This is a genomic window from Chromatiales bacterium 21-64-14 (genome assembly GCA_002255365.1).
Lineage (GTDB): Bacteria > Pseudomonadota > Gammaproteobacteria > 21-64-14 > 21-64-14 > 21-64-14.
The window spans coordinates 72,966-97,566 of record NCBI01000007.1; the positions used below are offsets into that span (position 1 = coordinate 72,966).

Genomic DNA, 24,601 nt, shown 5'->3' on the forward strand with positions numbered 1-24,601 from the left:
CTCAGGCAGGTGTGCTGCGCGCCACGCTGCGCCCTGGGTCGTTCTGGTCCAGGGCCGCGGAGAGGATGCCACGCAGTTCGCGGATCCGTTCCTCCGAAAGTGGTTCGTTGCGCAGGTCGGTCACGAAGAATACGTCGTTGGCCTGGGCGCCGATGGTGGTGACCTTGGCGTTCTGGACCCGTACCCCGCAGCGGTGGAAGGCCTGGCCGACTTGGGAGAGCAGGCCGGGGCGATCGCCGGTCAGCAGATCGATCACCGTACGCCGGTTGCTGTCGTCCTGGACGAAGTCCAGTTGCGTGGGGATGCTGAAGTGTTTCAGGTGGCGTGACGGGTGGCGCGTCACCGCGACGCTGCGCTCCGGCGTGCGCAACCGGCGTTGCAGCGTGACGCGGATCTCATCGAGCCGGTAGGGTTGTTCGATGAGACCACCGTCGGCCTCCAGCACCAAGTAGGTGTCAAGTGTGAACCCGTGCCGGGACTTGATGATGCGTGCGTCGACGATGGTCAGACCGAGCTGATCCAGGGCCGCGGTGGCGGTGGCGAAGAGGTGATCCGCCTCTGCCGTGTAGAGAAAGATCTGGGTGCCGCCCCGGGTGCTGTGGGGTCGCACCAGCACCAGGGGCAGGTCTGCGGCCGTGCAGCCCGCAATGGCTTCGGTGTGCCAGACGATCTCGTCGGGAAGATAGCGCAGGAAATAGTCCTCGCTCACTTCATCCCATACCTGGTCGATCGCTTCCTCCCCCAACCCGAGCCGGCGCAGCTCGGCGCCGGCCTCTTCCTGCGCCTCTGCGATGCGCTCCTGCTTGTCGATGGGGTTCTCCAACCCGCGTCGCAGTGCGCGGGTCACCGCGTTGTAGAGTTCCAGCAGCAGGGCTTGGCGCCAAGCGTTCCACAATTCCGGATTGGTGGCCCGGATGTCCGCCACGGTCAGCAGATAGAGATAATCCAGGTGCGCTTGGTCGCCCACCTTCTGGGCAAATCCGTGGATTACCTGGGGATCGCTGATATCCCGGCGCTGGGCGGTGAGGGAGAAGATCAGGTGGTTGCGCACCAGCCAACAGACCAGGCGGGTATCGTACTGGCTGAGCCCGTGGGCCCGGCAGAAGGCCTCGGCGTCGGCCGCGCCCAGCTCGGAGTGGTCGCCGCCGCGTCCCTTGGCGATGTCATGGAACAGCGCCGCGATATACAGCAGTTCGGGTTTGGGCAGCTGCTGAATCAGCCCGCTGCACAGCGGAAATTCGTGGCTGAACTCGGCTACGGTAAAGCGGCGCAGGTTGCGGACCAGGGTCAGGGTGTGCTCGTCTACCGTGTAGACGTGAAACAGGTCGTATTGCATGCGCCCCACCACCTGCCCGAAGGCGGGTATATAGGCCGCGAGGATGCCGTAGCGGTTCATCCGCCGCAGTTCGTGGGCCACGCCCCGCGGCTGGCGCAAAATCTCCATGAACAGGCTGCGGGCACGCAGGTCTGCGCGGAACTTGTCGTCGATGCGTTTACGGTGCGCGCGGATCAGGCGGATGGTGGAGGCGCGCACACCCGTAAGCTCCGAGTGCTGCTGCAGCAGGAGGAAGATTTCCAGCAGCGCAAACGGGTAGTGCCGGAAGACGTCCGGACCGGTGACCTCGATGAACCCGTTGCGGGCTTGAAAGCGGCGGTTGATCGGGACCGGAGCGCCGGGATCGTCGCCGTACAGAATCGCTTCCTGGAATAGTTGCAGCAGCATCTCGTTCAGACGGCCCAGCTCCATTACCGTGCGGTAATAGACCTGCATGAACTGCTCGACCCCCAGATTGTGATCGGCGTCCTGGTAACCGAAACGCCGCGCCACCGCGGCTTGGTGATCGAACAGCAGCCGGTCCTCGCGTCGCCCGGTGAGGTCATGGAGGGCGAAGCGGATGCGCCACAGGTGATTCTGGCCGTCCGCCAAGGCTTGGTATTCCGCCTCGGTCAAGAATCCGTGGGCCACCAAGTCGTGCAGGGTGGCGGCGCCGAAGTGACGCTTGGCCACCCAGCCCACCATCTGGATATCGCGCAGGCCCCCGGGCCCCTCTTTGATGTTCGGTTCCAGGTTATAGGCAGTGTCGTGGAACTTGGTGTGGCGCGTTTGCTGTTCCTTCCGCTTGGCCTCGAAGAACGCGCGGCTCGGCCACAGCCGATCCGGCCCGGTGGCCGCACGCAGGGCGTCTAGGAGGGCCTCGGGCCCCGTCAGGAGCCGCGCCTCCATCAGGTTGGTGGCCACGGTGATGTCTTGCTGGGCCTCGCGCACGCAGTCGTCCACGGAGCGCACGCTGTGGCCGACGTCCAGCCCCAGGTCCCAGAGCAGGGTCAGGTAACGCTCGATACCCTCGCGGTGGTGTTCCCGGTCCACGCCCTGGGCGACCAGGATCATGAGGTCGATGTCGGAACACGGGTGCAATTCGCCGCGGCCGTAACCCCCCACCGCCACCAGGGCCAGGTCGGGGCCAGCGCCACCCAGTAGTTCGCGCCAAGCGGCGATGAGTACCCCGTCCACCTGGCGTGCCCGTCCATGCACCAGCTCATCGGCAGGGGCATCCTCCGCGAAGCGCCGGGCCAGCTCGGCATCACTGGTATCCAGAGCGCGGCGGAAGATCGCCAGCGGGGGCTCACCCGCGATGCGTGCCCGCTGCACAGAGGCGGGGTCCAGGCCTGCGGGCGGCGCAGGGATGGACGTCATGGCGGCGCGGGGCGGGCGGTGGCCCGGACGGGATCCTTCACACCTCGTTCCCGGGACGTGTGGTGAGAATCTCGTGGGCGTCCTGGGTCACCAAGATGGTGTGTTCCCATTGGGCGGAGAGGCTGTGGTCCTTGGTTACCACGGTCCACCCATCGGGTAGGAGTTTCACGTCCGGTTTCCCCGCGTTGAGCATGGGCTCAATGGTAAAGGTAAGGCCGGGTTGGAGCACGAGGCCGGTGCCGGGGGTGCCGTAGTGCAATACCTGAGGATCTTCATGGAATTCCCGCCCGATCCCGTGCCCGCAGTACTCGCGCACGACGGAGTAGCCGTGTTGCTCCGCGTGGCGCTGGATCGCGTGGCCGATATCCCCCAGCCGGACCCCGGGTTTGACCATCCGGATGCCGATCATCATGGCCTCGTGGGTCACCTTGACCAAGCGCTGAGCCATCACTGAGGGCTCTCCCACGAAGAACATCTTGCTGGTGTCCCCGTGATAGCCATCCTTGATCACTGTGACGTCGATATTGATGATATCTCCGGTTTTCAGTCGTTTACTGCTCGGGATCCCGTGACAGATCACGTGGTTTACTGAGGTGCAGACCGATTTGGGAAATCCGCGGTAGTTGAGGGGGGCGGGGATCGCCTGCTGTTCGCTCACGATGTATTCGTGGCAGATCCGGTCCAGCTCGTCGGTGGTGATGCCGGGTTGCACGTAAGGCTCGATCATGGTCAGCAGCTCGCCTGCCAGGCGACCGGCCACGCGCATCTTCTCAATCTCTTCCGGTGTCTTCAGGGTAACGGGCATCGTAGGACTCCGGGCCCGGCTGCCTAGTCCGGGATGGGGGCAGGCAATCCGGCAAAATACGCGGATCGCACAGCGGTTTCAATTGTTGCCACCGATGGTTTATGGTATAAAGCGCCGCTTCACCGTGCAATACGGCCATTGCGGCCAAACCCACACATACGCCGGCACATGGGGCCGGGTGCCGAGGGCGGAGACCCGCCGTCGGTTGCCTCATGGGGCGTATGGAGGCTCAACCCAAGACAACGAGGAGTGGTACCTCATGGCGAACGTCACCATGCGCCAGATGCTGGAGGCCGGCGTGCATTTTGGCCACCAGACCCGTTATTGGAACCCCAAGATGGCCCCCTACATCTTTGGGGAACGGGACAAGATCCATATCGTCAACCTGGAAAAGACCCTCCCACTCTATCAGGATGCGATGAATTTCGTTGGCCGTCTGGCCGCCCAGGGGGGGTCCGTAATGTTCGTCGGCACCAAGCGCGCCGCTCAGGAGATCATCCGCGAGCATGCGGTACGCTGCGCGATGCCCTACGTGAGCTACCGTTGGCTCGGTGGGATGCTGACCAATTTCAAGACCGTCAAACAATCCATCCAGCGGCTGCGCGAGCTGGAGGTAATGACCGAAGACGGCACCTTCGAGCGTTTGACGAAGAAGGAGGTGACCCGCCTACGGCGCGAGATGGGCAAGCTGGAGCGCAGCCTCGGCGGCATCAAGGACATGACGGGGTTGCCGGATGCGCTCTTCGTGATCGACGTGGGCAACGAGAAGATTGCCGTGAAGGAGGCCCAGAAGCTGGGTATCCCCGTGGTTGGGGTCGTGGATACCAATAACGCCCCCGACGGAGTGGACTATGTCGTCCCCGGCAATGACGACGCCATCCGGTCGATCCAGCTGTATGTGGCGGGCGCGGCGGATGCGGTGCTGGAGGGGCGCGCCACTCGGTCCCAGGCGATGCCGGAAGACGAATTCATCGAGTTGGACGCGAGCGGTAGCCCGACTACCACAAGGGCGGCGAAACCCAAGACTGCGCCGCGCAAGAAAGGTGCCGCGCCCAAGAAGAAGGCGGTGGTGACGAGCCGCGCCTCCGAGGCCGTCAAGGAGCCTGACCTGTTGGCAGCCGATGCCGACGGGGACGATGCCGCGGGCGCGGAGGATGCGCCAGGCGAGTCCTGAGCGCTTCCTCCACCGACCCAGCAACAGAGGACATAGCATGCAGATATCCGCCTCCCTCGTGAAAGAACTGCGGGATCGCACCGGCGCCGGAATGATGGAGTGCAAGAAGGCGCTGACCGAGACCAGCGGAGATTTGGAAGCGGCCGTTGAGCATATGCGCAAGACCGGTCTCGCGAAGGCCGACAAGCGGGCCGGGCGGGTCGCTGCGGACGGCGCTATCGTTCTGGTGCGCAGCGACGACGGCGCCCGGGCGGTGATGGTGGAGGTAAACTGCGAGACCGATTTCGTAGCCAAGGGCGACGACTTTCAACGGTTCAGCCAAGCGGTGGCGCTGCGTGCGCTGGACACGAAGGTGTCCGACCTCGAGGCACTCCTGGCCGCTCCACTGCGCGACGGCGACTCAGTTTCGGTCAACGTCGCGCGGCAGGAGCTGATCGGCAAAATCGGCGAAAATATCGCGGTACGCCGCTTCGAGCGCTGCGAACTCGCCTCCGGCACGCGGCTCGGCGCTTATTTGCATGGCACGCGGATCGGCGTGCTGGTGGAAATGACCGGCGGGGACGACGAGCTGGCGAAGGACGTGGCAATGCATGTGGCGGCCAGCCGGCCCACCTGCATCGACGAGACAGACGTATCGCCGGAGTTGCTCGACCGGGAGCGGGAAATATTCCGGGCCCAGGCCGCGCAGAGCGGCAAACCCGCAGACATCGTCGACAAGATGGTACAGGGACGACTTAAGAAATTCCTGGCCGAAGTGACGTTGGTTGGTCAACCCTTCGTGAAAGATCCCGACAAGAGCGTCGGCAAGCTCCTGAAGGAGAGCGGGGCCGCCGTAACCCGCTTCCATCGCTACGAAGTGGGCGAGGGGATTGAAAAGAAGGTAGAAAACTTTGCCGAGGAAGTGATGTCCCAAGCACGAGGTTCCTGAGCTCCGGTGTCGCACGTCCCACTACATGACAATCGTTCGAGCGTGATGACCTGACCCGATGCCGGACCCAGCGCCCAGCTACCACCGGATCCTGCTCAAACTGAGCGGGGAGGCGCTGTTGGGCTCCCAGGACTTCGGTATCGATCCGCAGGTCCTCAACCGAGTCGGGAACGAGATCCGCGATGTGCGCGGGCTGGGCGTGCAGATCGGGCTGGTGATCGGCGGGGGCAACATTTTCCGCGGTGTCGGCCTCGCCGAGGCGGGCATTGATCGGGCCACCGGCGATTATATGGGCATGCTGGCGACGGTGATGAACGCCCTTGCCATGCAGGATGCCCTCGAGCGTCTGGGAGTGCCGTGCCGGGTCATGTCGGCGCTCAAGATCAATCAAGTCTGCGAAGACTACATCCGGCGCCGCGCGATCCGCCATCTTGAAAAATCCCGGGTAGTGATCTTCGCGGCCGGGACCGGTAACCCGTTTTTCACCACCGATTCCGCGGCGAGTTTGCGCGCCATTGAGATCGGCGCCGATCTGCTTCTGAAGGCCACCAAGGTCGATGGCGTATATTCCGCCGATCCGGTCAAACAGCCGGATGCCGTACACTATGCCAAGTTGCGCTATCAGGAAGTTCTGGACCAGCGACTCATGGTCATGGACCATACCGCCATCATTCTGTGCCGTGATCACGGCATTCCGCTGCGCGTATTCAATATGAATCGCGCGGGGGATCTGATGCGGCTGATGCTTGGTGACTCGGTGGGTACCCTGGTGGCGGCGGATTGAGCGCGGGAGAGGGTCCGATGGTCAATGATATCAAGAAAGGTGCCGCCGAGCGCATGGCCAAGAGCGTCGAGGCCCTGAAGCAGGAGCTTTCGAAGTTGCGCACCGGACGTGCCCATACCAGCCTGCTTGACCACATCACGGTGGAATATTATGGGGCGCAGACGCCGCTCAGTCAGGTCGCAAGCGTCACCGCGATCGACGCGCGCACCCTCGCCGTGAGTCCATGGGACAAGAACATGGTCTCCGCCGTCGAGAAGGCCATCATGACCTCCGATCTCGGACTGACGCCGGCCACCGCCGGCACCACTATCCGCATCCCCTTGCCGCCGCTTACCGAAGAACGCCGCCGGGATATGACCCGGCTTGTCCGCCAGGAAGCAGAGGCCGCCCGGGTCGCCATTCGTAACATCCGTCGCGACGCCAACAACGAATTCAAGCGCCTGCTAAAGGAAAAGACGATTTCGGAGGACGAGGCCCGGCGCGCGGAGGAGGAAATCCAGAAGTTCACTACGCATTATATTGAAGTTGACGTGGAAGGCGTGCTGCAAGCGAAGGAGAAGGAACTGCTCGAGATCTGACGCCATCGGTGCCGCGTGAGGCCGCGCGGGCGCCGTTTTCCGGTGCCGCCTGAACGCCTGACACGCCGCGTGACAAGCTCCCGGGGTACGACCAAAAGATCATGTCCAGTCACGAGGAGATCTCCGCAGGGGTCAGCGACCGCATCTGCCGGTCAGTTCCGCGGCATATCGCCATCATCATGGATGGCAACGGCCGCTGGGCGCAGAACCGCCGGCTGCCTCGCCACCGGGGCCATAAGGCCGGCGTCGAGGCGGTGCGCGCGGTAGTGGAACAGTGCTCTTCCGTTGGGATCCAGGTCCTCACCCTGTTCGCTTTCAGCAGCGAGAACTGGCGCCGTCCGCGGGCTGAGGTGCGGCTGTTGATGGAACTGTTTATCTCCACCCTGGGGCGCGAAGCACGGCGCTTGCATCGCAACAACGTGCGCCTCATGGTGATCGGGGATCGTGAGGCGTTTCCCGAACGGCTGCAGCAGCGTATCCGGGACGCCGAAGAACTGACCCGCGAGAATACCGGCCTCACCCTGGTGATCGCCGGCAACTACGGTGGCCGGTGGGACATCGCACAGGCGGTGCGCCAACTCGCCGCGCAGGTGCAGGCCGGTACGCTCCAGCCCATCGACATCACGCCCGAACGGCTCCAGGATCATATGGCGCTCCATGGGGTCCCCGAACCGGACTTGTTCATCCGTACCGGTGGTGAACAGCGCATCAGCAATTTCCTCCTCTGGCAATTGGCGTACAGCGAGTTGTATTTCACGGAAGTCCTGTGGCCGGACTTCGATACTCGCGCGCTGGCCCAGGCCCTGGACTGGTTTTCCCAGCGCCAACGGCGCTTTGGGCTCACCGGCCAACAGGTGGAAGCCATCAAGGGTGCTTAGACAGCGCCTGATCACCGCCGCGTTGCTTATCCTGGTGGTCGGCGGGGGGGCATTCATGTTATCCAGCTGGCAACTCGGCGTGATCTTCGCCGTGTTCGTGCTGGCGGGCGCCTGGGAGTGGAGCGGCCTGACCGATTGCGGCGGGACCGGCACGCGTATTTTCTATCTGTTATTGGTACTATTGCTCCTGCTCGGCGTCTGGTGGGTAGCCCGCCGTCCGAATGGACTCCTGGGCATACTGCTACTGGCCCTGGTGTGGTGGTCGATGGTGGCGGTGGGCCTGACGCGCTACCGGGGTGATACGGGCGGTGTTTCCTGGGCCGCGCCCGTCAAGGCGCTGGTGGGAATGTTGACCCTGGTGCCGGCCTGGATGGCCCTGGTGGCGCTCCATGGTACCGGGCCTGATGGCCCATCGTGGCTGCTGTATCTCCTCGGTCTGGTCTGGGTCGCGGACAGCGGCGCCTATTTCGTCGGCCGCAACTGGGGCCGGGTGAAGCTGGCCCCGCGCCTGAGCCCGGGCAAGACCCGGGAGGGTCTCTACGGCGCGCTCGCCGCGACGATCGTATTCGCGTTGGCGGGGGGGCTGGTGTTTCGTTTTCCTATCACCCAGGCGGCGGCCTTTGTGGGCCTGAGCCTGGTGACGGTGTTGTACTCGGTGATCGGCGACCTGTTCGAAAGCATGATCAAGCGACTGACTGGAGTGAAGGACAGCGGATCTCTGCTGCCGGGGCACGGCGGCGTACTGGATCGGGTGGATAGTCTTGCCGCGGCGGCGCCGGTGTTTCTTCTGGGATTGATATGGCTGAAATTGGCGAAATGATCGGAGTCACGGTCCTGGGTGCCACCGGGTCCGTGGGCAAAAGTACGCTGGACGTGCTGGCGCGGCACCGTGACCGTTACCGTGTTGTTGCGTTGACCGCGAATACGGATGCGGAACGCCTGTTCGCGTGCTGCCGGGAGCACCGGCCGGAGTTCGCCGTTCTTGGCGCGACTGCCGCCGCGTCGCGGTTGGAGGAACGGCTGCGGGACGCGGGGGTGGATACCCGGGTGCTGAGCGGGCCAGAGGGCCTTGCGACGGTGGCCGGTCTGCCTCAGACAGACTACGTAATGGCAGCCATTGTGGGTGCCGCCGGGTTGCTGCCCACCCTGGCCGCGGTGCGCGCCGGCAAGCGCGTGATGCTGGCCAACAAGGAAGCCCTGGTCATGGCGGGGCGCCTCTTCATGGATGAGGTCGCACGGTATGGGGCGCAATTGTTGCCCATCGACAGCGAGCACAACGCGATCTTTCAATGCATGCCGCCGCAGTCCGACGGCGGGTTGGCGGGTATCGGCGTGAGCCGGATCCTGTTGACGGCCTCCGGGGGGCCGTTCCGCACCGCGCCCTTGTCGGCATTGGAGGACGTTACGCCGGAGCAGGCCTGTGCGCACCCCAACTGGGTGATGGGCCGTAAGATCTCCGTGGACTCGGCTACCATGATGAACAAGGGCCTCGAGGTGGTGGAGGCATGCTGGCTGTTCCAGACCACGCCGGAACACGTGCAGGTGGTTCTGCATCCCCAGAGTACGATCCATTCCATGGTGGAATACGTGGATGGATCCGTCCTGGCGCACCTGGCTACGCCTGACATGCGAGTGCCCATCGCTCACGCCCTGGCTTGGCCGGAGCGCATGAGTTCCGGCGCTGCTACATTGGACATCGTGGCGGCGGGACGCCTGGATTTCGAGGCGCCGGATCTGGAGCGCTTCCCGTGCCTTGCCTTGGCCTACCGCGCAATCGAGGCTGGCGGCACGGCCACCGTGGTGCTGAACGCGGCCAATGAGGTAGCTGTCCAGGCGTTTCTGGATCGCCGTCTACCGTTCACCGGGATCCCGCAGGTGATCGAGTCGGTACTGGACCGCGTGCCGCTTCATGCCCCCGACAGTCTGGATGTCATCCTGTCCGATGACCATGTGGCGCGCGTCGCCGCCGACCGGGCCGTATCAGCCTGGACGCAGAGGGTCGCTCCGTGATCCACGTGCTGCTCTATGCGGCCGCCTTTGCCGCGGCCATCAGCGTGCTGGTCACGGTCCACGAATTTGGCCACTACTGGGTGGCGCGCCGCCTCGGTGTCAAGGTGCTGCGGTTTTCCATTGGTTTCGGAAAGCCGCTCTGGATCTGGCGTGCGGGGGCCGATCGTACCGAGTACGTGCTGGCGGCGGTACCCCTGGGCGGCTACGTCAAGATGCTGGACGAACGCGAGGCGCCGGTGTCCAGGGAAGAATTGCCGCGCGCGTTCAACCGCAAGCCGGTGTTGTCGCGCATGGCGATCGTCGTCGCGGGGCCCCTGTTCAACTTCCTGTTGGCGATCATGGCCTACTGGATCATGTTCATGCTGGGCGTGATCGGCGCCCGGCCGCTGATCGGGGCGGTGGCACCCGGCAGTCCCGCGGCCCACGCGGGACTCATGGCCAACGAGGAGATCGTGGCGGTCAATGGTCACCATACGCCCACCTGGGACACCACGCGCTTCGCCCTGCTGGACGCCGCCCTGGACCATAAGCCGGTGCAGTTGACCCTGCGCGACCCGCAGGGACACCAACTCGAACGGACCTTGCCACCGTGGAAGTCCGGCGCGCTGTTCAAGGATCAGGACCTGCTGGATGTCCTTGGTGTGCGTCCGTGGCACCCAAGCTTTCCACCAGTGATCGGGCGGCTGGTGCCTGGGGACCCGGCCCAGGCGGCCGGCCTGCAGGTCGGCGACCGGATTGTCGCCCTGAATGGCACGCCGGTGCTCGACTGGGACACCATGGCGGGCTATATCCGCGCGCGTCCCGGCCAAGCCTTGCGCGTGACCGTACGCCGCGGTAGCGCCGAGCGGACCGTTGTCGTGGATATCCAGAAGGCGATGACGGATGGCGGCGCCGAGGGACGCATCGGGGTCTACCCGAGGGTCCCGAAGGACCTGTTCGAGCGGGTGCGGGTGATGGTGCGCTACGGACCGGCGGAAGCGCTCGGCCATGCGTTCCGCAAGACCGGGGACATGACGGTGCGGATGCTTCAGATTCTGGTCCGTATGGTGTCCGGCGAGGCCTCCGTGCGGAGCATTAGCGGACCCATTACCATCGCCAAGTACGCCGGTGAGAGTGCAAGCATGGGACTCTCGCCGTTCCTCGGGTTCCTTGCGATCGTCAGTGTGAGTCTCGGTGTGCTTAATTTGCTCCCGATCCCGATCCTGGACGGCGGTCATCTGCTCTATTATCTGGTGGAGATCGTCAAAGGCAGCCCGGTGTCCGAGAAGGTCCAGATGGCCGGTCAACGGCTCGGCATGGTTCTGTTGGTTCTGTTGATGAGTTTGGCGTTCTACAATGACCTGCGCCGATTATTCGTCGGCTGATCACACCCTGAGGCATCCGGTCCATTATCTGATGAAGCGTCTGATCCGTAGAGCGTTCTGGACCTGCCTGCTGGGGTTGTTGTTCACGGTACGGGCATACGCGTTTACCCCGTTCGTCGTCAAAGATATCCGCATCGATGGCTTGCAGCGGATCTCCACTGGAACGGTTTTCAACTACTTGCCGTTGAAGATCGGCGATCGTATGGATGACACGCGGTCCGCCAAGGTGATCCGCGCATTGTTCAAGACCGGGTTCTTCAAGGACATCCGTCTGGAGCGTGACGGCGATACCCTGATCATCGTGGTGGCGGAACGCCCGACGATCGCCAGCCTCAAGTTTTCCGGCAACAAGGACATCGAGACCAAGACCCTGCAGAAATCCCTGAAGGATCTAGGCCTCGCGGACGGCCAAGTGTTTAACCGATCCACCCTGGACCAGGTCGAACAGGAACTCAGGCAGCTCTATTTCAGCCGTGGAAAATACGGCGTGCGGGTCAAGACTACCGTGACACCAATGGAGCGCAACCGGGTCGGGGTGGCCATCGATATCTCGGAAGGGCAGGCCGCCAAGATCCGACAGATCAATATCGTCGGTAACCACGTCTTCCCCGAAAAGACGCTCGTGAAACTATTCAAACTCGGCACGCCGAACCTGCTCTCGTTCTACACGAAGAACGACCAGTATTCGAAACAGAAACTTGCAGGGGACCTCGAAGCCCTTCGCTCCTATTACATGGACCGGGGCTATATCAATTTCGCTGTCAGCTCGACCCAGGTCAGCATCACCCCGGACAAGAAGGACATATACATCACGGTCAATATCAGTGAAGGCCACAAGTATACGGTCAAGGCCGTCCGGCTAGCCGGACGGCTGGTGCTCAAGCCGGCGCAGCTGTTCCCCCTGGTAGTGATCCGCAAGGGCGAGACTTTCTCCCGCAAAGCCGTTACGGCGAGCGCGGACGCCATCAATGCTCGCCTCGGCGACGCCGGTTACGCATTCGTCAACGTCAACACCATTCCGGACATCGACAAGAAGACGCGCCAAGTCACCTTGACGTTCTATATTGACCCCGGCAAGCGCACCTATGTGCGACGGATCAACTTCACTGGCAATACCAAGACCAAGGACGAGGTGCTGCGCCGGGAGATGCGTCAGATGGAAGCGGCGCCGATTTCCACCAAGAACGTCAAGCTGTCCCAGGCGCGATTGCAGCGGCTGGGCTACTTCAGTCACGTCGATGTGGGCACCGATCCCGTAGCGGGCACCACCGATCAGGTCGACCTCGATTATAAGGTTACCGAACGGCCTTCCGGCAGTCTCATGGCAGGCGTTGGATTTTCGCAGACCGGCGGTGTGTTGCTCAATGCCAGTGTGACCCAGCAGAATTTCCTTGGCACCGGCAACCAAGTGAGTGTCAACTTCAACAACAGCCAGTTCAGTACGATCTACAGCGTCGACTATACCAATCCATACTACACTATTGATGGTGTCAGCCGCTCTTTCAGCGCGTTTTATCGCAAGACCAATGCCGCGGCTGCAAACCTCGCGAACTATACTACCAGCGATGTCGGCGGGAACGTTGGCTTCGGGATCCCGGTGAGCGAGTACAACCGGATTCAGTTGGGATTCGGCGCGAGTCATACCACGGTGACCACGGGCATTTTTACCTCCACCCAGGTGCTCGATTTTCTGGCCCGGGACGGCAGCGTTTTCAACTCCTTGGACCTGACCGGTGGATGGTCGCGGGATACGTTAAACCAGCTGGTGTTCCCGGATAGCGGGACGCGCCGGAGACTGAGCATGGACCTCGCGGTCCCGGGCAGTACCGTCAAGTTCGCCCGCGTATCCTATAAAGAGCAACACTACTTTCCGCTGACCCGGCACGTGACCTTTTCGCTTACGGGAGACGTGGGGTATGGCGCCACGTACGCGGGGAACAAGGAGTTCCCGATCTTTCAGAATTTCTTTGCCGGGGGTATCGGGTCGGTGCGTGGGTACCAGGACAATACACTGGGCCCGACCGATTCCAATGGGCTGCCTCTGGGCGGGCGTTTCCGGGTAGGTGGGTCCGCGGAACTTCTGTTTCCACCTCCGTTCATGACGAAGAACCACTCGGTGCGCTTGAGCCTGTTCACGGATATAGGTAATGTATATTCCGATATCAGCGCCTTTAAGGCCAGTGAGCTTCGGTATTCGGCGGGCATCGGCGTGGTCTGGCTCACACCTTTCGGCGCACTTAATTTCAGTTACGGTATCCCATTGAACGCATCGAGCACCGATCGGAAACAGCAGTTCCAGTTCACGGTGGGTGCCCCGTTCTCCTTCTGATAAAGGATGGCAAGGCCTTGAAGAGATTCCTCGTGGTATCGGCGCTCATCCTGAGCGCCAGTCTGGCCGTTCCGGGGATCGTGTCGGCGGCAGAGTTGAAGATCGGTTTCGTGAATCCGGCGACGCTGCTGGAAAAGGCGCCCCAGGCGAAGGCGGCCAGCAACCTGCTTGAACAGGAATTCGCCCCACGCCAGAAAAAACTGGAGTCGGAGCAGGCGCGCATCCAGAAGCAGGAGGCGAAGCTCGAGCGCGACGGCGCCGTTATGAGCCAGCCTGAGCAGCAGAAGCTACAGCGGGAAATACTGAACGACCGCCGGGAGCTCAAGCGCAAACAGGATGAGTTCCGCGAGGACCTCAATATCCGCCGCAACGACGAGCTGGGCAAGCTGGAACAAGTGATCCGTCAGGCGATCTTGACCCTCGCCAAGGAACAGCACTACGACCTCATTGTCAGCGACGGTGTGTTGTATGCCAGCCCGCGGGTGGACATGACCGATCAAGTTTTGAAGCTGCTCCGGGAGAAGGCCAAGCAGCCCGCCGCGGCCAAGTGATCAGGGGATCCGATTGATGGCGTTTACGCTGGGGGAACTGGCGGAACGTGCCGGCGGCGAATTGCGCGGCGACCCCTCGTGCGCCATCGACGGCGTGGCCCCGCTGGGTGACGCGCGTCCGGGCACTATTGCCTTCCTGTCGAATCCGCGCTACCGGCGCTACCTGCGCTCCACCCGTGCGTCGGCGGTGATTCTGGGGCCGGTGGATGCCCCGGCCTGCCCGTGCCCGGCGATCGTTTCGGACAACCCTTACCTGGCCTACGCGCGGGTGGCGGCCTTGTTCGTGCCTCCGCACCCGCGACGCCACGGGATACACCCCACCGCGTCGGTCAGTTCCGCCAGCCGGATTCACGACAGCGCCTGGGTTGGTCCGCACTGCGTGGTGGAGGCCGGTGCCGAGATCGGGGAGGATGTGTTTTTGGGCCCCGGGTGCGTGGTTGGGGGAGGGGTTCAGATCGGTGCGCAATCGCGCCTGGAGGCCCGAGTCACGCTGTGCCGCGGTACGTCCATCGGCCGCAACGCCCATATTCAAGCCGGAGCCGTGATCGGCGGCGACGGTTTCGGGATCGCGAACGACGGCGGGCAATGGGTCAAGGTTCCCCAGCTCGGCAAGGTGCGCATCGGTGACGATGTGGAGATCGGTGCCAACTCGACCATCGACCGCGGAGCGCTGGAGGATACCGTGCTGGAAGACGGGGTGCGTCTCGACAACCAAATCCAAATTGCTCACAACGTCCACATTGGCGCCTATACCGCGATCGCCGGTTGCGTGGGAATCTCCGGCAGCGTGCGGATCGGAAAGCGCTGTATGATCGGAGGCGGTGTCGGCATTGCCGGCCATTTGGAGATCGCCGACGACGTGGTCATAACGGGCATGTCGCTGGTGACGCGGTCGATTACGGCCCCCGGGGTGTATTCGTCGGGCATCGCGGTGGAACCCGCGGTGCGTTGGCGTCGCAATCACGCCCGGTTGCGGGGCCTCGACGAGCTCGCGCGCCGGGTGAGAGAGCTGGAACGCCGGTTTGAAGAGGGTCGGGTGCTGCTCTCCGGTTTACCACGGCAGAAGGACGACTGAGTGCCGATCATGGACAGTGCAGAGGGCGCCCCGCGGGGCGAAATGGATATCCAGGCGGTGATGCGACATCTTCCGCATCGCTATCCTTTCCTGTTGGTGGATCGTGTGATCGCGTGCGTCCCCAGCGCATCGCTGACCGCGGTCAAGAATGTGACTATCAACGAGCCCTTCTTTCAAGGTCACTTCCCGGAACGTCCGGTGATGCCGGGGGTTCTGATTCTCGAGGCTATGGCCCAGGCTACCGGCATCCTGGCGTTCGAGAGCGCGGGGCGACGTCCGGAAAACGGTTCGATCTATTTACTGGTCGGGGTCGACCACGCGCGCTTCCGCCGCCCGGTGGTGCCCGGCGATCAGCTGCTCCTCGAGGTGGTGTACAAGGCCCGGAAACGCAACATGATGCGGTTCAGTGTGGACGCCACGGTGGATGGCGTGCTGGTGGCCAATGCGGAACTGATGTGCGCAGCGAAAGAGGTCGCGGATTGATCGATGGGCGCGCCATCGTGGATCCCGGGGCGCGGATCGCGGAAGGCGTGGCCATTGGTCCCTATAGTGTGATCGGCGCGGACGTGGAGATCGGCCCCGGTACCTGGATCGGTCCTAACGTGGTGATCAACGGTCCGGCCCGCATCGGGAGGGACAACCGGATCTTCCAGTTCTCGTCCCTAGGCGAGATGCCCCAGGATACCAAATACGGCGGCGAGCCTACCGCCTTGGAGATCGGCGACCGCAACACGATCCGGGAGTTCTGTACATTCAATCGCGGGACGGTCCAGGGTGGTGGAACCACACGGATCGGCGATGACAACTGGATCATGGCCTACGTGCATATCGCCCATGATTGCCAAGTAGGCAGCCATACCATATTTGCCAACGGCGCATCGCTGGCCGGCCACGTGACGGTGGCCGATCACGTGGTCCTCGGAGGATTTACCCTGGTGCATCAGTTCTGCCGCCTCGGGGCGCATGCCTTTACGGCCTACAGCACCGGCCTGCACAAGGACGTTCCGCCCTATGTGACGGTGCGTGGCCAGCCCGGACGTCCCCATGGGATCAACAGCGAAGGGCTGCGGCGGCGTGGCTACTCCACCGCGAGCATCGAAATCCTGCGTCAGGCCTATAAGACTTTATACCGCGCAGGACTTCGGCTCGAGGAGGCCATCGGGCGTCTGCGGAGCATGGCCGAAGACCACCCCGAAGTGCTGCCACTGGTGGAGTTCCTGGAGACCACCACGCGCAGTATCGCACGCTGATCTCCGGGTTGTGGCCCGATGGCGGTCGTGCCGGGTCCCGGGCTAACAGCGGAGCACAGGGCGGATGACCCGTATCGTGTTGGTGGCCGGGGAGGCCTCCGGGGACCTGCTGGGCGCGGGACTGATCCGCTCGCTCCGTGAGCGTGTGCCGGGGGCGGTGTTTGAAGGGGTCGCCGGGCCGCGCATGGAGGCGGCCGGGTGCGGGGTCTGGTTTTCCGCCGACCGGCTCGCGGTCATGGGTTTGGCGGAAGTGCTCACACGTCTACCGGGGCTCGTGGCCTTGCGGCGCGAGTTGCTTCGGCGGCTGCGCCTCGATCCACCCGATGCCTTGATCGGGATCGACGCGCCGGATTTCAACCTGGGGCTTGAACGTCGCGCCAAGTCCCTGGGGATCCCCACGGTCCATTATGTCAGCCCCTCGGTCTGGGCGTGGCGGCAGGGGCGGGTACAGGCCATCCGGCGCGCGGTGGACCTGATGCTGACCCTATTTCCATTCGAGGCGGCGTTCTACCGCAGCCACGGGGTTCCGGTACGCTACGTGGGCCACCCACTGGCGGATGAAATCCCCGTGGATGACGACCAGCGGTCCGCGGCCCGCGCACGCTTGGGGCTGGATCCGCACGCGGAGACCATCGCCCTGTTGCCGGGTAGCCGGGGCGGGGAGTTGCGCCGCCTTGCGGCCCCGTTTATCGCCACCGCCCAGTGGTGTTTGGCGCGTCGGCCGGGGTTGCAATTCGTGGCGCCCATGGTAGACGTGCAGGCGCGGACCCTGTTCGAGCGGGCTCTGGCGCGTCGCGCTGCCCGCTCACCGGGGGTTGCGGTACGGATCTGCGAGGGATGTGCGCGGGACGCGCTCGCGGCAGCCGATGTGGTGCTGGTGGCCTCCGGCACCGCGACCCTGGAGGCGATGTTGTGTGCACGGCCCATGGTCGTGGCCTACCGCCTCCACCCGGTCACCTACTGGATCGTCCGGCGTCTGGTGCGGATTCCGCGGGTCGCATTGCCTAATCTGTTATCCGGGGAGGCGCTGGTGCCGGAATATCTTCAACAGGGTGTGGTCCCCGCGCGGCTTGGTGCCGCGCTGCTCCACTGGCTGGACGATCCTCAGGCGCGCAGTGCGGTTGCGGAGCGCTTCGCGGCCCTGCATTGGGAACTGCGGCGGGACGCCAGTACCCAAGCGGCGGCGGCGATCCTGGATCAGGTGATCCAGCCGGCCCCGGAGGCGCGGGATCAATGAGTGCGGGATACCTGGACGCGTGGGGATCCGGCAGCGCCACGGTATGGGTGGCAGGTGTGGATGAGGTGGGCCGCGGGCCCCTGGCGGGCCCGGTGGTGACTGCGGCGGTGATTTTGGATCCGGCACGCCCGGTGCTGGGGTTGGCGGACTCCAAGGCCCTGAGCCCGGCGCGTCGCCTGGTGCTGGCGGAACAGATCCGCGCCTGCGCCCGCTGCTGGTCTTTGGGGCGTGCCGAGGTGGAGGAGATCGACCGGCTCAATATCCTCCAGGCGACGTTGCTGGCCATGCAGCGCGCGGTCGCTGCCTTGATTCCGCCGCCGCACCGGGTGCTGGTGGACGGGAACCGCTGCCCGGACTTGGCGGTGCCGGCCCAGGCCGTAGTTCGGGGCGATCAGCGGGTGCCGGAAATCTGCGCGGCCTCGATCCTGGCCAAGGTAGCCCGGGATGCAGAGATGGTTGGCCTGGAGGAACATTTTCCGGGCTACGGGTTTGCGCGTCACAAGGGCTATCCCACCCGGGAGCACTTGGCGGCCTTGGAGCGTCTGGGCGTGAGTCCCATCCATCGCAGCTCGTTTGGTCCGGTGCGGGCGCGGATTGAACGCGCGGCCGGGCGCTGACCCGGGTTGTCAACCGGATCCGGGCCTCGTCTCGCGGCCACGCAGTCGTCAGTTCTCAATCCGTCGGCCGCGCCGTGGCGCCCGCGCATCCGCGAGCGGCCCAGGGGCCGGCCGAAACGATCGGCGCGGTGCGGATAGGGCCCCTGACGCCGCGGCCATAACAGGTATTTCCCTGGGCTGATCCATGGCTTGCGCAAACGCGGCCGCTTATCGGCCGGGGTGGAGGCCGGCCCTGGGTGGCGGCGTCTCGGCCCCCGGCACGGTGCAGTACAATAGGACGCCATGACCGACTACGTTCATCTCCACCTGCACACGGAATACTCACTGGCGGACGGGCTGGTGCGGGTACCCGAGCTGGTCCAGGCGGTGCGCGCGCGCGGTATGCCCGCGGTGGCGGTGACCGATCTGGGCAACCTGTTCGCGGCGGTGAAGTTCTACCGGGCGGCGCTCGCCGCCGGCATCAAGCCGGTGCTCGGGGTGGAGGCTTGGATCGAGGAACGGGCCATGGGCCGCGGCCCATCACGCTTAGTGCTGTTGTGCCAGAATGAGGTTGGCTACCGGAATCTCACGCGGCTGGTGACGCGCAGCTACCGGGAGGGTCAGCACCGGGGCATTCCGGTCATCGCCCGGGCATGGCTGGAAGGGGCCTGCGCGGGGCTGATCGCCCTGTCCGGCGGCCGCGATGGGGACGTGGGGCAGGCGTTGCGCGGTGCCGACCGGGACCAGGCGGGCCAACGGCTGCGGTACTGGGCCGGACTGTTCCCCGGGCGCTTCTATTTGGAACTCACCCGCACCGGCCGCGACGGTGAGGAGGAATACCTGCACGGGGCGGTGGAGCTGGCCCTGGCCCAGGGTATCCCGGTGGTGGCTACCAACGACGTGCGGTTCCTGGCCCGGGACGACTTCGAGGCGCACGAGGCACGGGTCTGTATCCACGACGGGCGGGTGCTGAACGATCCGCGCCGCCCGCGGCTCTATTCCGATCAGCAATACCTGTGTAGCCCGCAGGAGATGGCCGAGCGGTTCGCGGATCTCCCGGAGGCCCTGGCGAACAGCGTGGAGATCGCGCGCCGCTGCAATCTCCAGTTGCGCCTGGGCGAAAACTATCTGCCGCAATTTCCGGTACCCGGTGGCCTGGGCACCGACGAGCACCTGTGCAACGAGGCCCGTGCCGGGCTCGCCGAACGGTTGCAGCGGATGCCGCCGTGCGCCCCCGACGCGGATCCGGAAGCGCGGCGGCGCGCCTATGAGGCGCGCCTCCAGCTGGAGCTGGAGGTCATCATCGGGATGGGTTTCCCGGGGTATTTCCTGATCGTCGCGGACTTCATCCGCTGGGCCAAGGCCAACGGCATTCCGGTGGGCCCCGGACGCGGTTCCGGTGCCGGCTCGCTGGTGGCCTATGTGCTCGGGATCACGGATCTGGACCCGATCCAGCACGATCTGCTGTTTGAGCGCTTCCTCAACCCTGAGCGCGTGTCCATGCCGGATTTCGACGTGGACTTCTGCATGGACGGTCGTGACCGGGTCATCGAATACGTGGCGGAGCGCTACGGCCGCGACCAGGTGGCGCAGATCATTACCTACGGCAGCATGAACGCCCGCGCCGTCGTGCGCGACGTGGGGCGGGTGCTGGGCCATCCCTACGGATTCGTGGACCGCATTGCCAAACTGATCCCCTTCGAGCTGGGCATGACGCTGGACAAGGCCCTGGAGCAGGAGGAGGAACTGCGCAAGCTGCGTGAGACCGACGATGAGGTGAACGGTCTCATTGAGCTCGCCCGGTCCCTCGAGGGACTCGCCCGCAACGCCGGCAAGCATGCCGGCGGTGTGGTGATCGCGCCCTCGGCGTTGACCGATTTCACCGCGCTGTACTGCGAGCCGGGTGGCGGCAGCGCGGTGACTCAGTTCGATAAGGACGACGTGGAGGCGATCGGGCTCGTCAAGTTTGACTTCCTGGGCCTGCGCACCCTCACGATCATCGATCGCGCGGTGGTCACCATCAATCGCCAGCACCGGGAACGGGGGGAACCGCCCCTGGACATCGGGGCGCTCCCCATGGACGACCGCGACAGCTACGAGCTGCTGAAGGCGTGCAAGACCACCGCCGTATTCCAGCTCGAATCCCGCGGCATGAAGGACCTCATCAAGCGTCTGCGTCCGGATGGCTTCGACGATCTGGTGGCGTTGGTGGCCCTCTATCGCCCCGGTCCGCTGCAATCCGGGATGGTGGACGACTTCATCGCCCGCAAGCACGGCAAGGCGCGCGTGGAGTACCCGCACCCGGACGTGGCGCCGATACTCAAGCCTACCTACGGCGTGATCCTGTACCAGGAGCAGGTGATGCAGATCGCCCAGGTGCTGGCGGGTTATACCCTGGGCGGCGCGGACCTGCTGCGCCGTGCGATGGGCAAGAAGAAAGCGGAGGAGATGGCGCGTCAGCGCAGTGTCTTCGTGGAGGGCGCGCGGGCGCGCGGGGTGGAGGAGGGAATCGCCACGCGGATCTTCGATCTGATGGAGAAGTTCGCGGGCTACGGCTTCAACAAATCGCACTCCGCCGCCTATGCGTTGATCTCCTACCAGACCGCGTGGCTGAAGGCGCATCATCCCGCGGCGTTCATGGCCGCGGTCCTGTCCTCGGACATGGACAATACCGACAAGGTCGTGGCACTGATCGAGGAATGCCGTCTGCTCGATCTTGAGGTCCTGCCGCCGGACATCAATGCATCGGACTATCCTTTCACTGTGGACGGAGAGCGGCGCATCCTCTACGGGCTCGGTGCGATCAAGGGCGTAGGTGCGGCCGCCATCGAGACCATGCGGTCGGAACGCGATGCCGGCGGCGCGTTCCTGGACCTCTTCGATTTGTGCCGGCGCATCGATCTGCGCAAGGCCAACCGCCGGGTGCTGGAGGCATTGATCCGTTCCGGTGCGCTCGACAGCCTGGGATCCAACCGTGCCAGCCTGATGGCCCAGTTACCGGCTGCGCTGCAGGCCGCGGAGCAGCACTCCCGGGATGACGCGGCCGGCCAGAATGACTTGTTCGGCGCCGGTGTCCACGAGCCGCGGGCGCCGGTTTCCGTCGCAGCGCCTGAGTGGGAGGACGATGAACGGCTCGCCGGGGAGAAGGAGACCCTGGGCCTGTATCTCACCGGTCACCCGATCACCCGCTATTGGCCGGAGCTGGCCCAGGTGGTGACCGCGCGCATCGCAGACCTGGCTGCGGAGGGCGAGGGTGTCGCCGTTGCGGGCGGTGGCCGTGCCCGGCTACGGGAGCAGACCGCCGTACTGGCGGGGCTGGTGGTGGCGCTGCGCACGGTGCAAACGCAGCGCGGGCGCATCGCCTTTCTGACCCTGGATGATCGCAGCGGACGCATGGAGATCGCGGTATTCAGCGAAGCGTTCCAACGTTACCGGCCGCTGCTGGTTAAGGATCACCTCCTGGTGGTGGAAGGGGCGCTGGGGGTGGATGACTATACCGGAGGCTACCGGATGAGCGCCGAGCGCATCCTTGACATCAACCAGGCGCGGGCCGTATTCCTGCGGCGTCTGGTGGTGGAGGTGCGTGCACAGCAGGCGGCCAACGGCTTCGTGCAATCCCTGGCGATGGCCCTGACCCCATTTCGGGTCGCCGCCGACGGAGCGCAGGTGGAGGCGGGAACGGCGGGGCCGGCGGCGGGTTGTCCGGTATGGGTGGACTACATGCGGGCCGGGGCTCGGGCCCAGATCGCATTGGGTCCGCAGTGGCGCGTGGAGCCCACAGACGAGTTGTTGCAGCGGCTCGCGGAGTTGGCCGGCCAGGAACAGGTTAAGCTCGTCTATTGAGGGGCGGGCGGTTCCACCCCCGAGACGGATTCGGTATAGTCGCGGACAACGACCGTTATCCCCGCGGCATCAGAGTCGGCGCCAGAGGCCGTTCCGCCACCCCATGGATCTCAACTTTCTCGATTTCGAACGGCCGATCGCGGAGCTGGAGGCCAAGATCCAGGAGCTGCGCTTTGTAAGCGGCGGCCAGGACATCAACCTCCAGGACGAGATTCAGCGTCTCGAGGCGAAGAACCGTGCCCTCACCGAATCGATCTTCGCGTCCCTGACGACTTGGCAGGTGGCGCAGATGGCGCGCCATCCCCAGCGCCCCTACACCCTGGACTATGTGGGTGGAATCTTCACCGAGTTCCACGAGCTGCATGGGGATCGGCTGTTCGCCGATGACCATTCGATCGTAGGCGGGCTGGCGCGTCTGGAAGGGCGGCCAGTGATGATCATCGGCCATCAGAAGGGCCGGGATACCAAGGAAAAACTCTACCGCAACTTCGCGATGCCGCGTCCCGAGGGTTACCGCAAGGCGCTGCGTCTCATGCTCCTCGCCGAACGCTTCCGGGTCCCGGTGCTGACCTTCATCGATACCCCCGGCGCCTACCCCGGGATCGGCGCCGAGGAGCGCGGCCAGAGCGAAGCCATCGCGCGCAATCTTTCCCAAATGTCTATCTTGCGCACGCCGGTCCTGTGCACGGTGATCGGCGAAGGGGGCTCCGGCGGTGCCCTGGCCATCGGGGTAGGGGATCGGCTGCTGATGCTCCAATACAGCACCTACTCGGTGATCTCGCCGGAAGGTTGCGCCTCCATCCTGTGGAAGAGCGCCGAAAAGGCGCCGGAGGCGGCCGAGGCCATGGGGATCACCGCCGGACGCCTCAAACAACTGGGACTGATCGACGAGGTCGTCTCCGAACCTCTGGGTGGCGCGCACCGCGATCCCGGCACCATGGCCAGGCGCCTGAAACAGGCACTGGTGGAGAATCTGGAACGCCTCGAAGAGGTCCCGCTGGATCGGCTGCTGGAGGCGCGGTACGCGCGGCTGATGGCCTATGGGCGTTTTAAGGAGACGGCCTGATCCCCTGCGGCGCCGTGATCGACGCATGGGCGCCCGGGTCCCGGGCCCCGCAGGGGGGACGGTGCGGCGCACGTCATGGAGTTTGATCCCCACGCACTGCTGAGGGCCCTCGCCGGGTTTCCACCGGCCCGCGGCCACTGGGTCGCCTATAGCGGGGGCCTGGATTCCTTGGTACTGCTGCACGCCTTGGCCACCGGCCCGGCCCGTGGTGCCGTGGCAGGTTTGCGGGCGGTGCACGTGAACCACGGGCTGCAACCCGACGCCGCCGCATGGGAGATGCACGGCCGCGCGGTGTGCGCCGCCCTGGGGGTTCCATTCCGGGCGCTGTCCGTGGACGGGCGGCCGCGGCCTGGAGAGAGTCCCGAGGCCGCCGCGCGGCGCGCCCGGTACGGCGCCCTGATTACTCTGGTCGAACCCGGTGACCTGCTGCTCACCGCCCATCATCAAGACGATCAGGCGGAGACCGTGCTGCTCCAGTTGCTGCGGGGCGCCGGTCCAGCGGGGCTTGCCGGCATGGCTGCCTGTGCGCCCTTCGGCGCCGGGTGGTTGGCCCGCCCCCTGCTCGGGTTCCGACGGGAGTCCCTGCACCGCTACGCCCTGGCACATGGCTTGTCCTGGGTGGAGGACGGCAGCAACCGCGACCTGCGTCTGGACCGCAACTTTCTGCGCCACGAGATCCTGCCGGCGCTGCGCCAGCGTTGGCCGTCCTGTAGCCGGACTCTGTCCCGGGCCGCGTCTCACGCGGCGGAGGCGGCGACGGTACTGGAGTACTGTGGTGACCAGGATCTGGCATCGGTAGCGGAGCCCGGTGATAAGGTTCTGCGGGTCAGCCGGCTGCGCGCGCTGGCGCCGGCACGGCGGCGCAACGCGCTGCGCGCCTGGTTTCGCACCCTGGGTCTTCCGGCGCCGTCCACTGCACATCTGGAGCGTTGCCTCACCGAGGCGCTGGACGCCGGACCGGACCGCAACCCGCGCGTCCATTGGCCGGGGGCCGAGGTGCGCCGCTACCGGGACCGCCTCTACGCCATGGCCCCGTTGCCGGTATTTTCCGCGGCTTGCCGACAGGACTGGGATTTGGACACGGCGGTGGAATTACCCGGGGCATTGGGGACCCTGCGTGCTGTCCCCTGCACCGGCGGCGGGCTGCGGCTGGCGGATTGCCATGGGCAGGCGGCGACGGTGGGGTTCCGTGCCGGAGGCGAGGGTTGTCGGCCGGCCCCGGGCGCGCCCACCCGCGCACTCAAGAAGCTGTTCCAGGAACGTGGTGTCCCGCCCTGGGCGCGGTCCCGGATCCCGCTGGTGTATCTGGACGGCGTCCTGGCGGCGGTAGCGGACTGGTGGGTGTGCGCCCCGTTTCAGGCCGACGCCGGCGAAGCCGGGCGCGCCGTATCCTGGACACGCGGTCCGGGTGCGGGCGGGGTGCCGTAATCTACAATCA

The 24,601-nt window shown here is 65.0% G+C and carries 20 protein-coding genes; 18 read left to right on the forward strand and 2 right to left on the reverse strand.

What is annotated here, in order from left to right; all coding sequences use genetic code 11:
- Position 1 precedes the first annotated feature (1 nt).
- Together B7Z66_05985 and B7Z66_05990 are read right to left on the reverse strand one after the other, a co-directional pair.
- A complete protein-coding gene (locus B7Z66_05985) occupies positions 2–2,695 on the reverse strand; it encodes a [protein-PII] uridylyltransferase (GenBank protein OYV77131.1) in 2,694 nt (897 codons plus the stop codon).
- Between the two features lie 37 nt (positions 2,696–2,732).
- Entirely contained in the window at positions 2,733–3,500 is a 768-nt protein-coding gene (locus tag B7Z66_05990; protein ID OYV77132.1) for a type I methionyl aminopeptidase, read from the reverse strand.
- Between the two features lie 259 nt (positions 3,501–3,759).
- On the opposite strand from B7Z66_05990, the gene B7Z66_05995 reads away from it, so the two are divergent.
- From B7Z66_05995 to B7Z66_06080, 18 genes are all read left to right on the forward strand, one after another.
- Positions 3,760–4,674 (forward strand): 30S ribosomal protein S2, encoded by a 915-nt coding sequence (locus B7Z66_05995; GenBank protein ID OYV77133.1) that lies wholly within the window; start codon positions 3,760–3,762, stop codon positions 4,672–4,674.
- 37 nt (positions 4,675–4,711) lie between these two features.
- Entirely contained in the window at positions 4,712–5,602 is an 891-nt protein-coding gene (locus B7Z66_06000) for a translation elongation factor Ts (protein OYV77134.1), read from the forward strand.
- A gap of 58 nt (positions 5,603–5,660) precedes the next feature.
- Positions 5,661–6,386, forward strand: coding sequence for a UMP kinase (locus tag B7Z66_06005; GenBank protein ID OYV77135.1), 726 nt, complete (start codon positions 5,661–5,663; stop codon positions 6,384–6,386).
- A gap of 17 nt (positions 6,387–6,403) precedes the next feature.
- Entirely contained in the window at positions 6,404–6,964 is a 561-nt protein-coding gene (locus tag B7Z66_06010; protein OYV77136.1) for a ribosome recycling factor, read from the forward strand.
- A gap of 101 nt (positions 6,965–7,065) precedes the next feature.
- Entirely contained in the window at positions 7,066–7,842 is a 777-nt protein-coding gene (locus tag B7Z66_06015) for a di-trans,poly-cis-decaprenylcistransferase (GenBank protein ID OYV77137.1), read from the forward strand.
- Positions 7,835–8,662, forward strand: a complete 828-nt coding sequence (locus B7Z66_06020) for a hypothetical protein (protein ID OYV77138.1) — start codon at positions 7,835–7,837, stop codon at positions 8,660–8,662. Before B7Z66_06015 ends, B7Z66_06020 begins: the two co-directional genes overlap by 8 nt.
- Complete coding sequence (locus B7Z66_06025; protein OYV77139.1) at positions 8,659–9,852, forward strand: 1-deoxy-D-xylulose-5-phosphate reductoisomerase; 1,194 nt, start codon at positions 8,659–8,661, stop codon at positions 9,850–9,852. Before B7Z66_06020 ends, B7Z66_06025 begins: the two co-directional genes overlap by 4 nt.
- Positions 9,852–11,216, forward strand: a complete 1,365-nt coding sequence (locus tag B7Z66_06030; GenBank protein ID OYV77165.1) for an RIP metalloprotease RseP — start codon at positions 9,852–9,854, stop codon at positions 11,214–11,216. The genes B7Z66_06025 and B7Z66_06030 overlap by 1 nt, the downstream gene beginning before the upstream one ends.
- A gap of 31 nt (positions 11,217–11,247) precedes the next feature.
- Positions 11,248–13,545, forward strand: a complete 2,298-nt coding sequence (locus B7Z66_06035; protein OYV77166.1) for an outer membrane protein assembly factor BamA — start codon at positions 11,248–11,250, stop codon at positions 13,543–13,545.
- Positions 13,546–13,562: 17 nt separating this feature from the next.
- Positions 13,563–14,096, forward strand: coding sequence for a hypothetical protein (locus tag B7Z66_06040; protein ID OYV77140.1), 534 nt, complete (start codon positions 13,563–13,565; stop codon positions 14,094–14,096).
- Positions 14,097–14,112: 16 nt separating this feature from the next.
- Positions 14,113–15,171: a UDP-3-O-(3-hydroxymyristoyl)glucosamine N-acyltransferase gene (locus tag B7Z66_06045; GenBank protein OYV77141.1), complete on the forward strand. Its 1,059-nt coding sequence runs from the start codon at positions 14,113–14,115 to the stop codon at positions 15,169–15,171.
- Between the two features lie 42 nt (positions 15,172–15,213).
- On the forward strand, positions 15,214–15,654 hold the full coding sequence (locus tag B7Z66_06050; protein ID OYV77167.1) for a 3-hydroxyacyl-[acyl-carrier-protein] dehydratase FabZ: 441 nt from the start codon (positions 15,214–15,216) through the stop codon (positions 15,652–15,654).
- A complete protein-coding gene (locus tag B7Z66_06055) occupies positions 15,651–16,421 on the forward strand; it encodes an acyl-[acyl-carrier-protein]--UDP-N-acetylglucosamine O-acyltransferase (protein ID OYV77142.1) in 771 nt (256 codons plus the stop codon). Before B7Z66_06050 ends, B7Z66_06055 begins: the two co-directional genes overlap by 4 nt.
- A 64-nt stretch (positions 16,422–16,485) precedes the next feature.
- Positions 16,486–17,658: a lipid-A-disaccharide synthase gene (locus B7Z66_06060; protein OYV77143.1), complete on the forward strand. Its 1,173-nt coding sequence runs from the start codon at positions 16,486–16,488 to the stop codon at positions 17,656–17,658.
- Positions 17,655–18,275 carry a ribonuclease HII gene (locus tag B7Z66_06065; protein OYV77144.1) on the forward strand — a complete coding sequence of 207 codons (621 nt, stop codon included), beginning with the start codon at positions 17,655–17,657 and terminating at the stop codon, positions 18,273–18,275. Before B7Z66_06060 ends, B7Z66_06065 begins: the two co-directional genes overlap by 4 nt.
- A 282-nt stretch (positions 18,276–18,557) precedes the next feature.
- The gene (locus B7Z66_06070; protein ID OYV77145.1) at positions 18,558–22,097 is read left to right on the forward strand and encodes a DNA polymerase III subunit alpha; all 3,540 of its coding nucleotides are present in this window, start codon (positions 18,558–18,560) and stop codon (positions 22,095–22,097) included.
- A gap of 103 nt (positions 22,098–22,200) precedes the next feature.
- The gene (locus tag B7Z66_06075) at positions 22,201–23,163 is read left to right on the forward strand and encodes an acetyl-CoA carboxylase carboxyl transferase subunit alpha (protein ID OYV77146.1); all 963 of its coding nucleotides are present in this window, start codon (positions 22,201–22,203) and stop codon (positions 23,161–23,163) included.
- Between the two features lie 75 nt (positions 23,164–23,238).
- A complete protein-coding gene (locus tag B7Z66_06080; GenBank protein OYV77147.1) occupies positions 23,239–24,591 on the forward strand; it encodes a tRNA lysidine(34) synthetase TilS in 1,353 nt (450 codons plus the stop codon).
- The last annotated feature ends 10 nt before the right edge of the window (positions 24,592–24,601 follow it).

What these genes read in the sequence shown, in the direction of transcription:
- B7Z66_06075 (OYV77146.1), top strand. Translation starts at nt 22,201, where the DNA reads ATGGATCTCAACTTTCTCGATTTCGAACGGCCGATCGCGGAGCTGGAG.
- B7Z66_06005 (OYV77135.1), top strand. Translation starts at nt 5,661, where the DNA reads ATGCCGGACCCAGCGCCCAGCTACCACCGGATCCTGCTCAAACTGAGC.
- B7Z66_06025 (OYV77139.1), top strand. Translation starts at nt 8,659, where the DNA reads ATGATCGGAGTCACGGTCCTGGGTGCCACCGGGTCCGTGGGCAAAAGT.
- B7Z66_06065 (OYV77144.1), top strand. Translation starts at nt 17,655, where the DNA reads ATGAGTGCGGGATACCTGGACGCGTGGGGATCCGGCAGCGCCACGGTA.
- B7Z66_06015 (OYV77137.1), top strand. Translation starts at nt 7,066, where the DNA reads ATGTCCAGTCACGAGGAGATCTCCGCAGGGGTCAGCGACCGCATCTGC.
- B7Z66_06070 (OYV77145.1), top strand. Translation starts at nt 18,558, where the DNA reads ATGACCGACTACGTTCATCTCCACCTGCACACGGAATACTCACTGGCG.
- B7Z66_06080 (OYV77147.1), top strand. Translation starts at nt 23,239, where the DNA reads ATGGAGTTTGATCCCCACGCACTGCTGAGGGCCCTCGCCGGGTTTCCA.
- B7Z66_06000 (OYV77134.1), top strand. Translation starts at nt 4,712, where the DNA reads ATGCAGATATCCGCCTCCCTCGTGAAAGAACTGCGGGATCGCACCGGC.
- B7Z66_06050 (OYV77167.1), top strand. Translation starts at nt 15,214, where the DNA reads ATGGATATCCAGGCGGTGATGCGACATCTTCCGCATCGCTATCCTTTC.
- B7Z66_06035 (OYV77166.1), top strand. Translation starts at nt 11,248, where the DNA reads ATGAAGCGTCTGATCCGTAGAGCGTTCTGGACCTGCCTGCTGGGGTTG.
- B7Z66_06045 (OYV77141.1), top strand. Translation starts at nt 14,113, where the DNA reads ATGGCGTTTACGCTGGGGGAACTGGCGGAACGTGCCGGCGGCGAATTG.
- B7Z66_06060 (OYV77143.1), top strand. Translation starts at nt 16,486, where the DNA reads ATGACCCGTATCGTGTTGGTGGCCGGGGAGGCCTCCGGGGACCTGCTG.
- B7Z66_06010 (OYV77136.1), top strand. Translation starts at nt 6,404, where the DNA reads ATGGTCAATGATATCAAGAAAGGTGCCGCCGAGCGCATGGCCAAGAGC.
- B7Z66_05995 (OYV77133.1), top strand. Translation starts at nt 3,760, where the DNA reads ATGGCGAACGTCACCATGCGCCAGATGCTGGAGGCCGGCGTGCATTTT.
- B7Z66_05985 (OYV77131.1), bottom strand. Translation starts at nt 2,695, where the DNA reads ATGACGTCCATCCCTGCGCCGCCCGCAGGCCTGGACCCCGCCTCTGTG.
- B7Z66_05990 (OYV77132.1), bottom strand. Translation starts at nt 3,500, where the DNA reads ATGCCCGTTACCCTGAAGACACCGGAAGAGATTGAGAAGATGCGCGTG.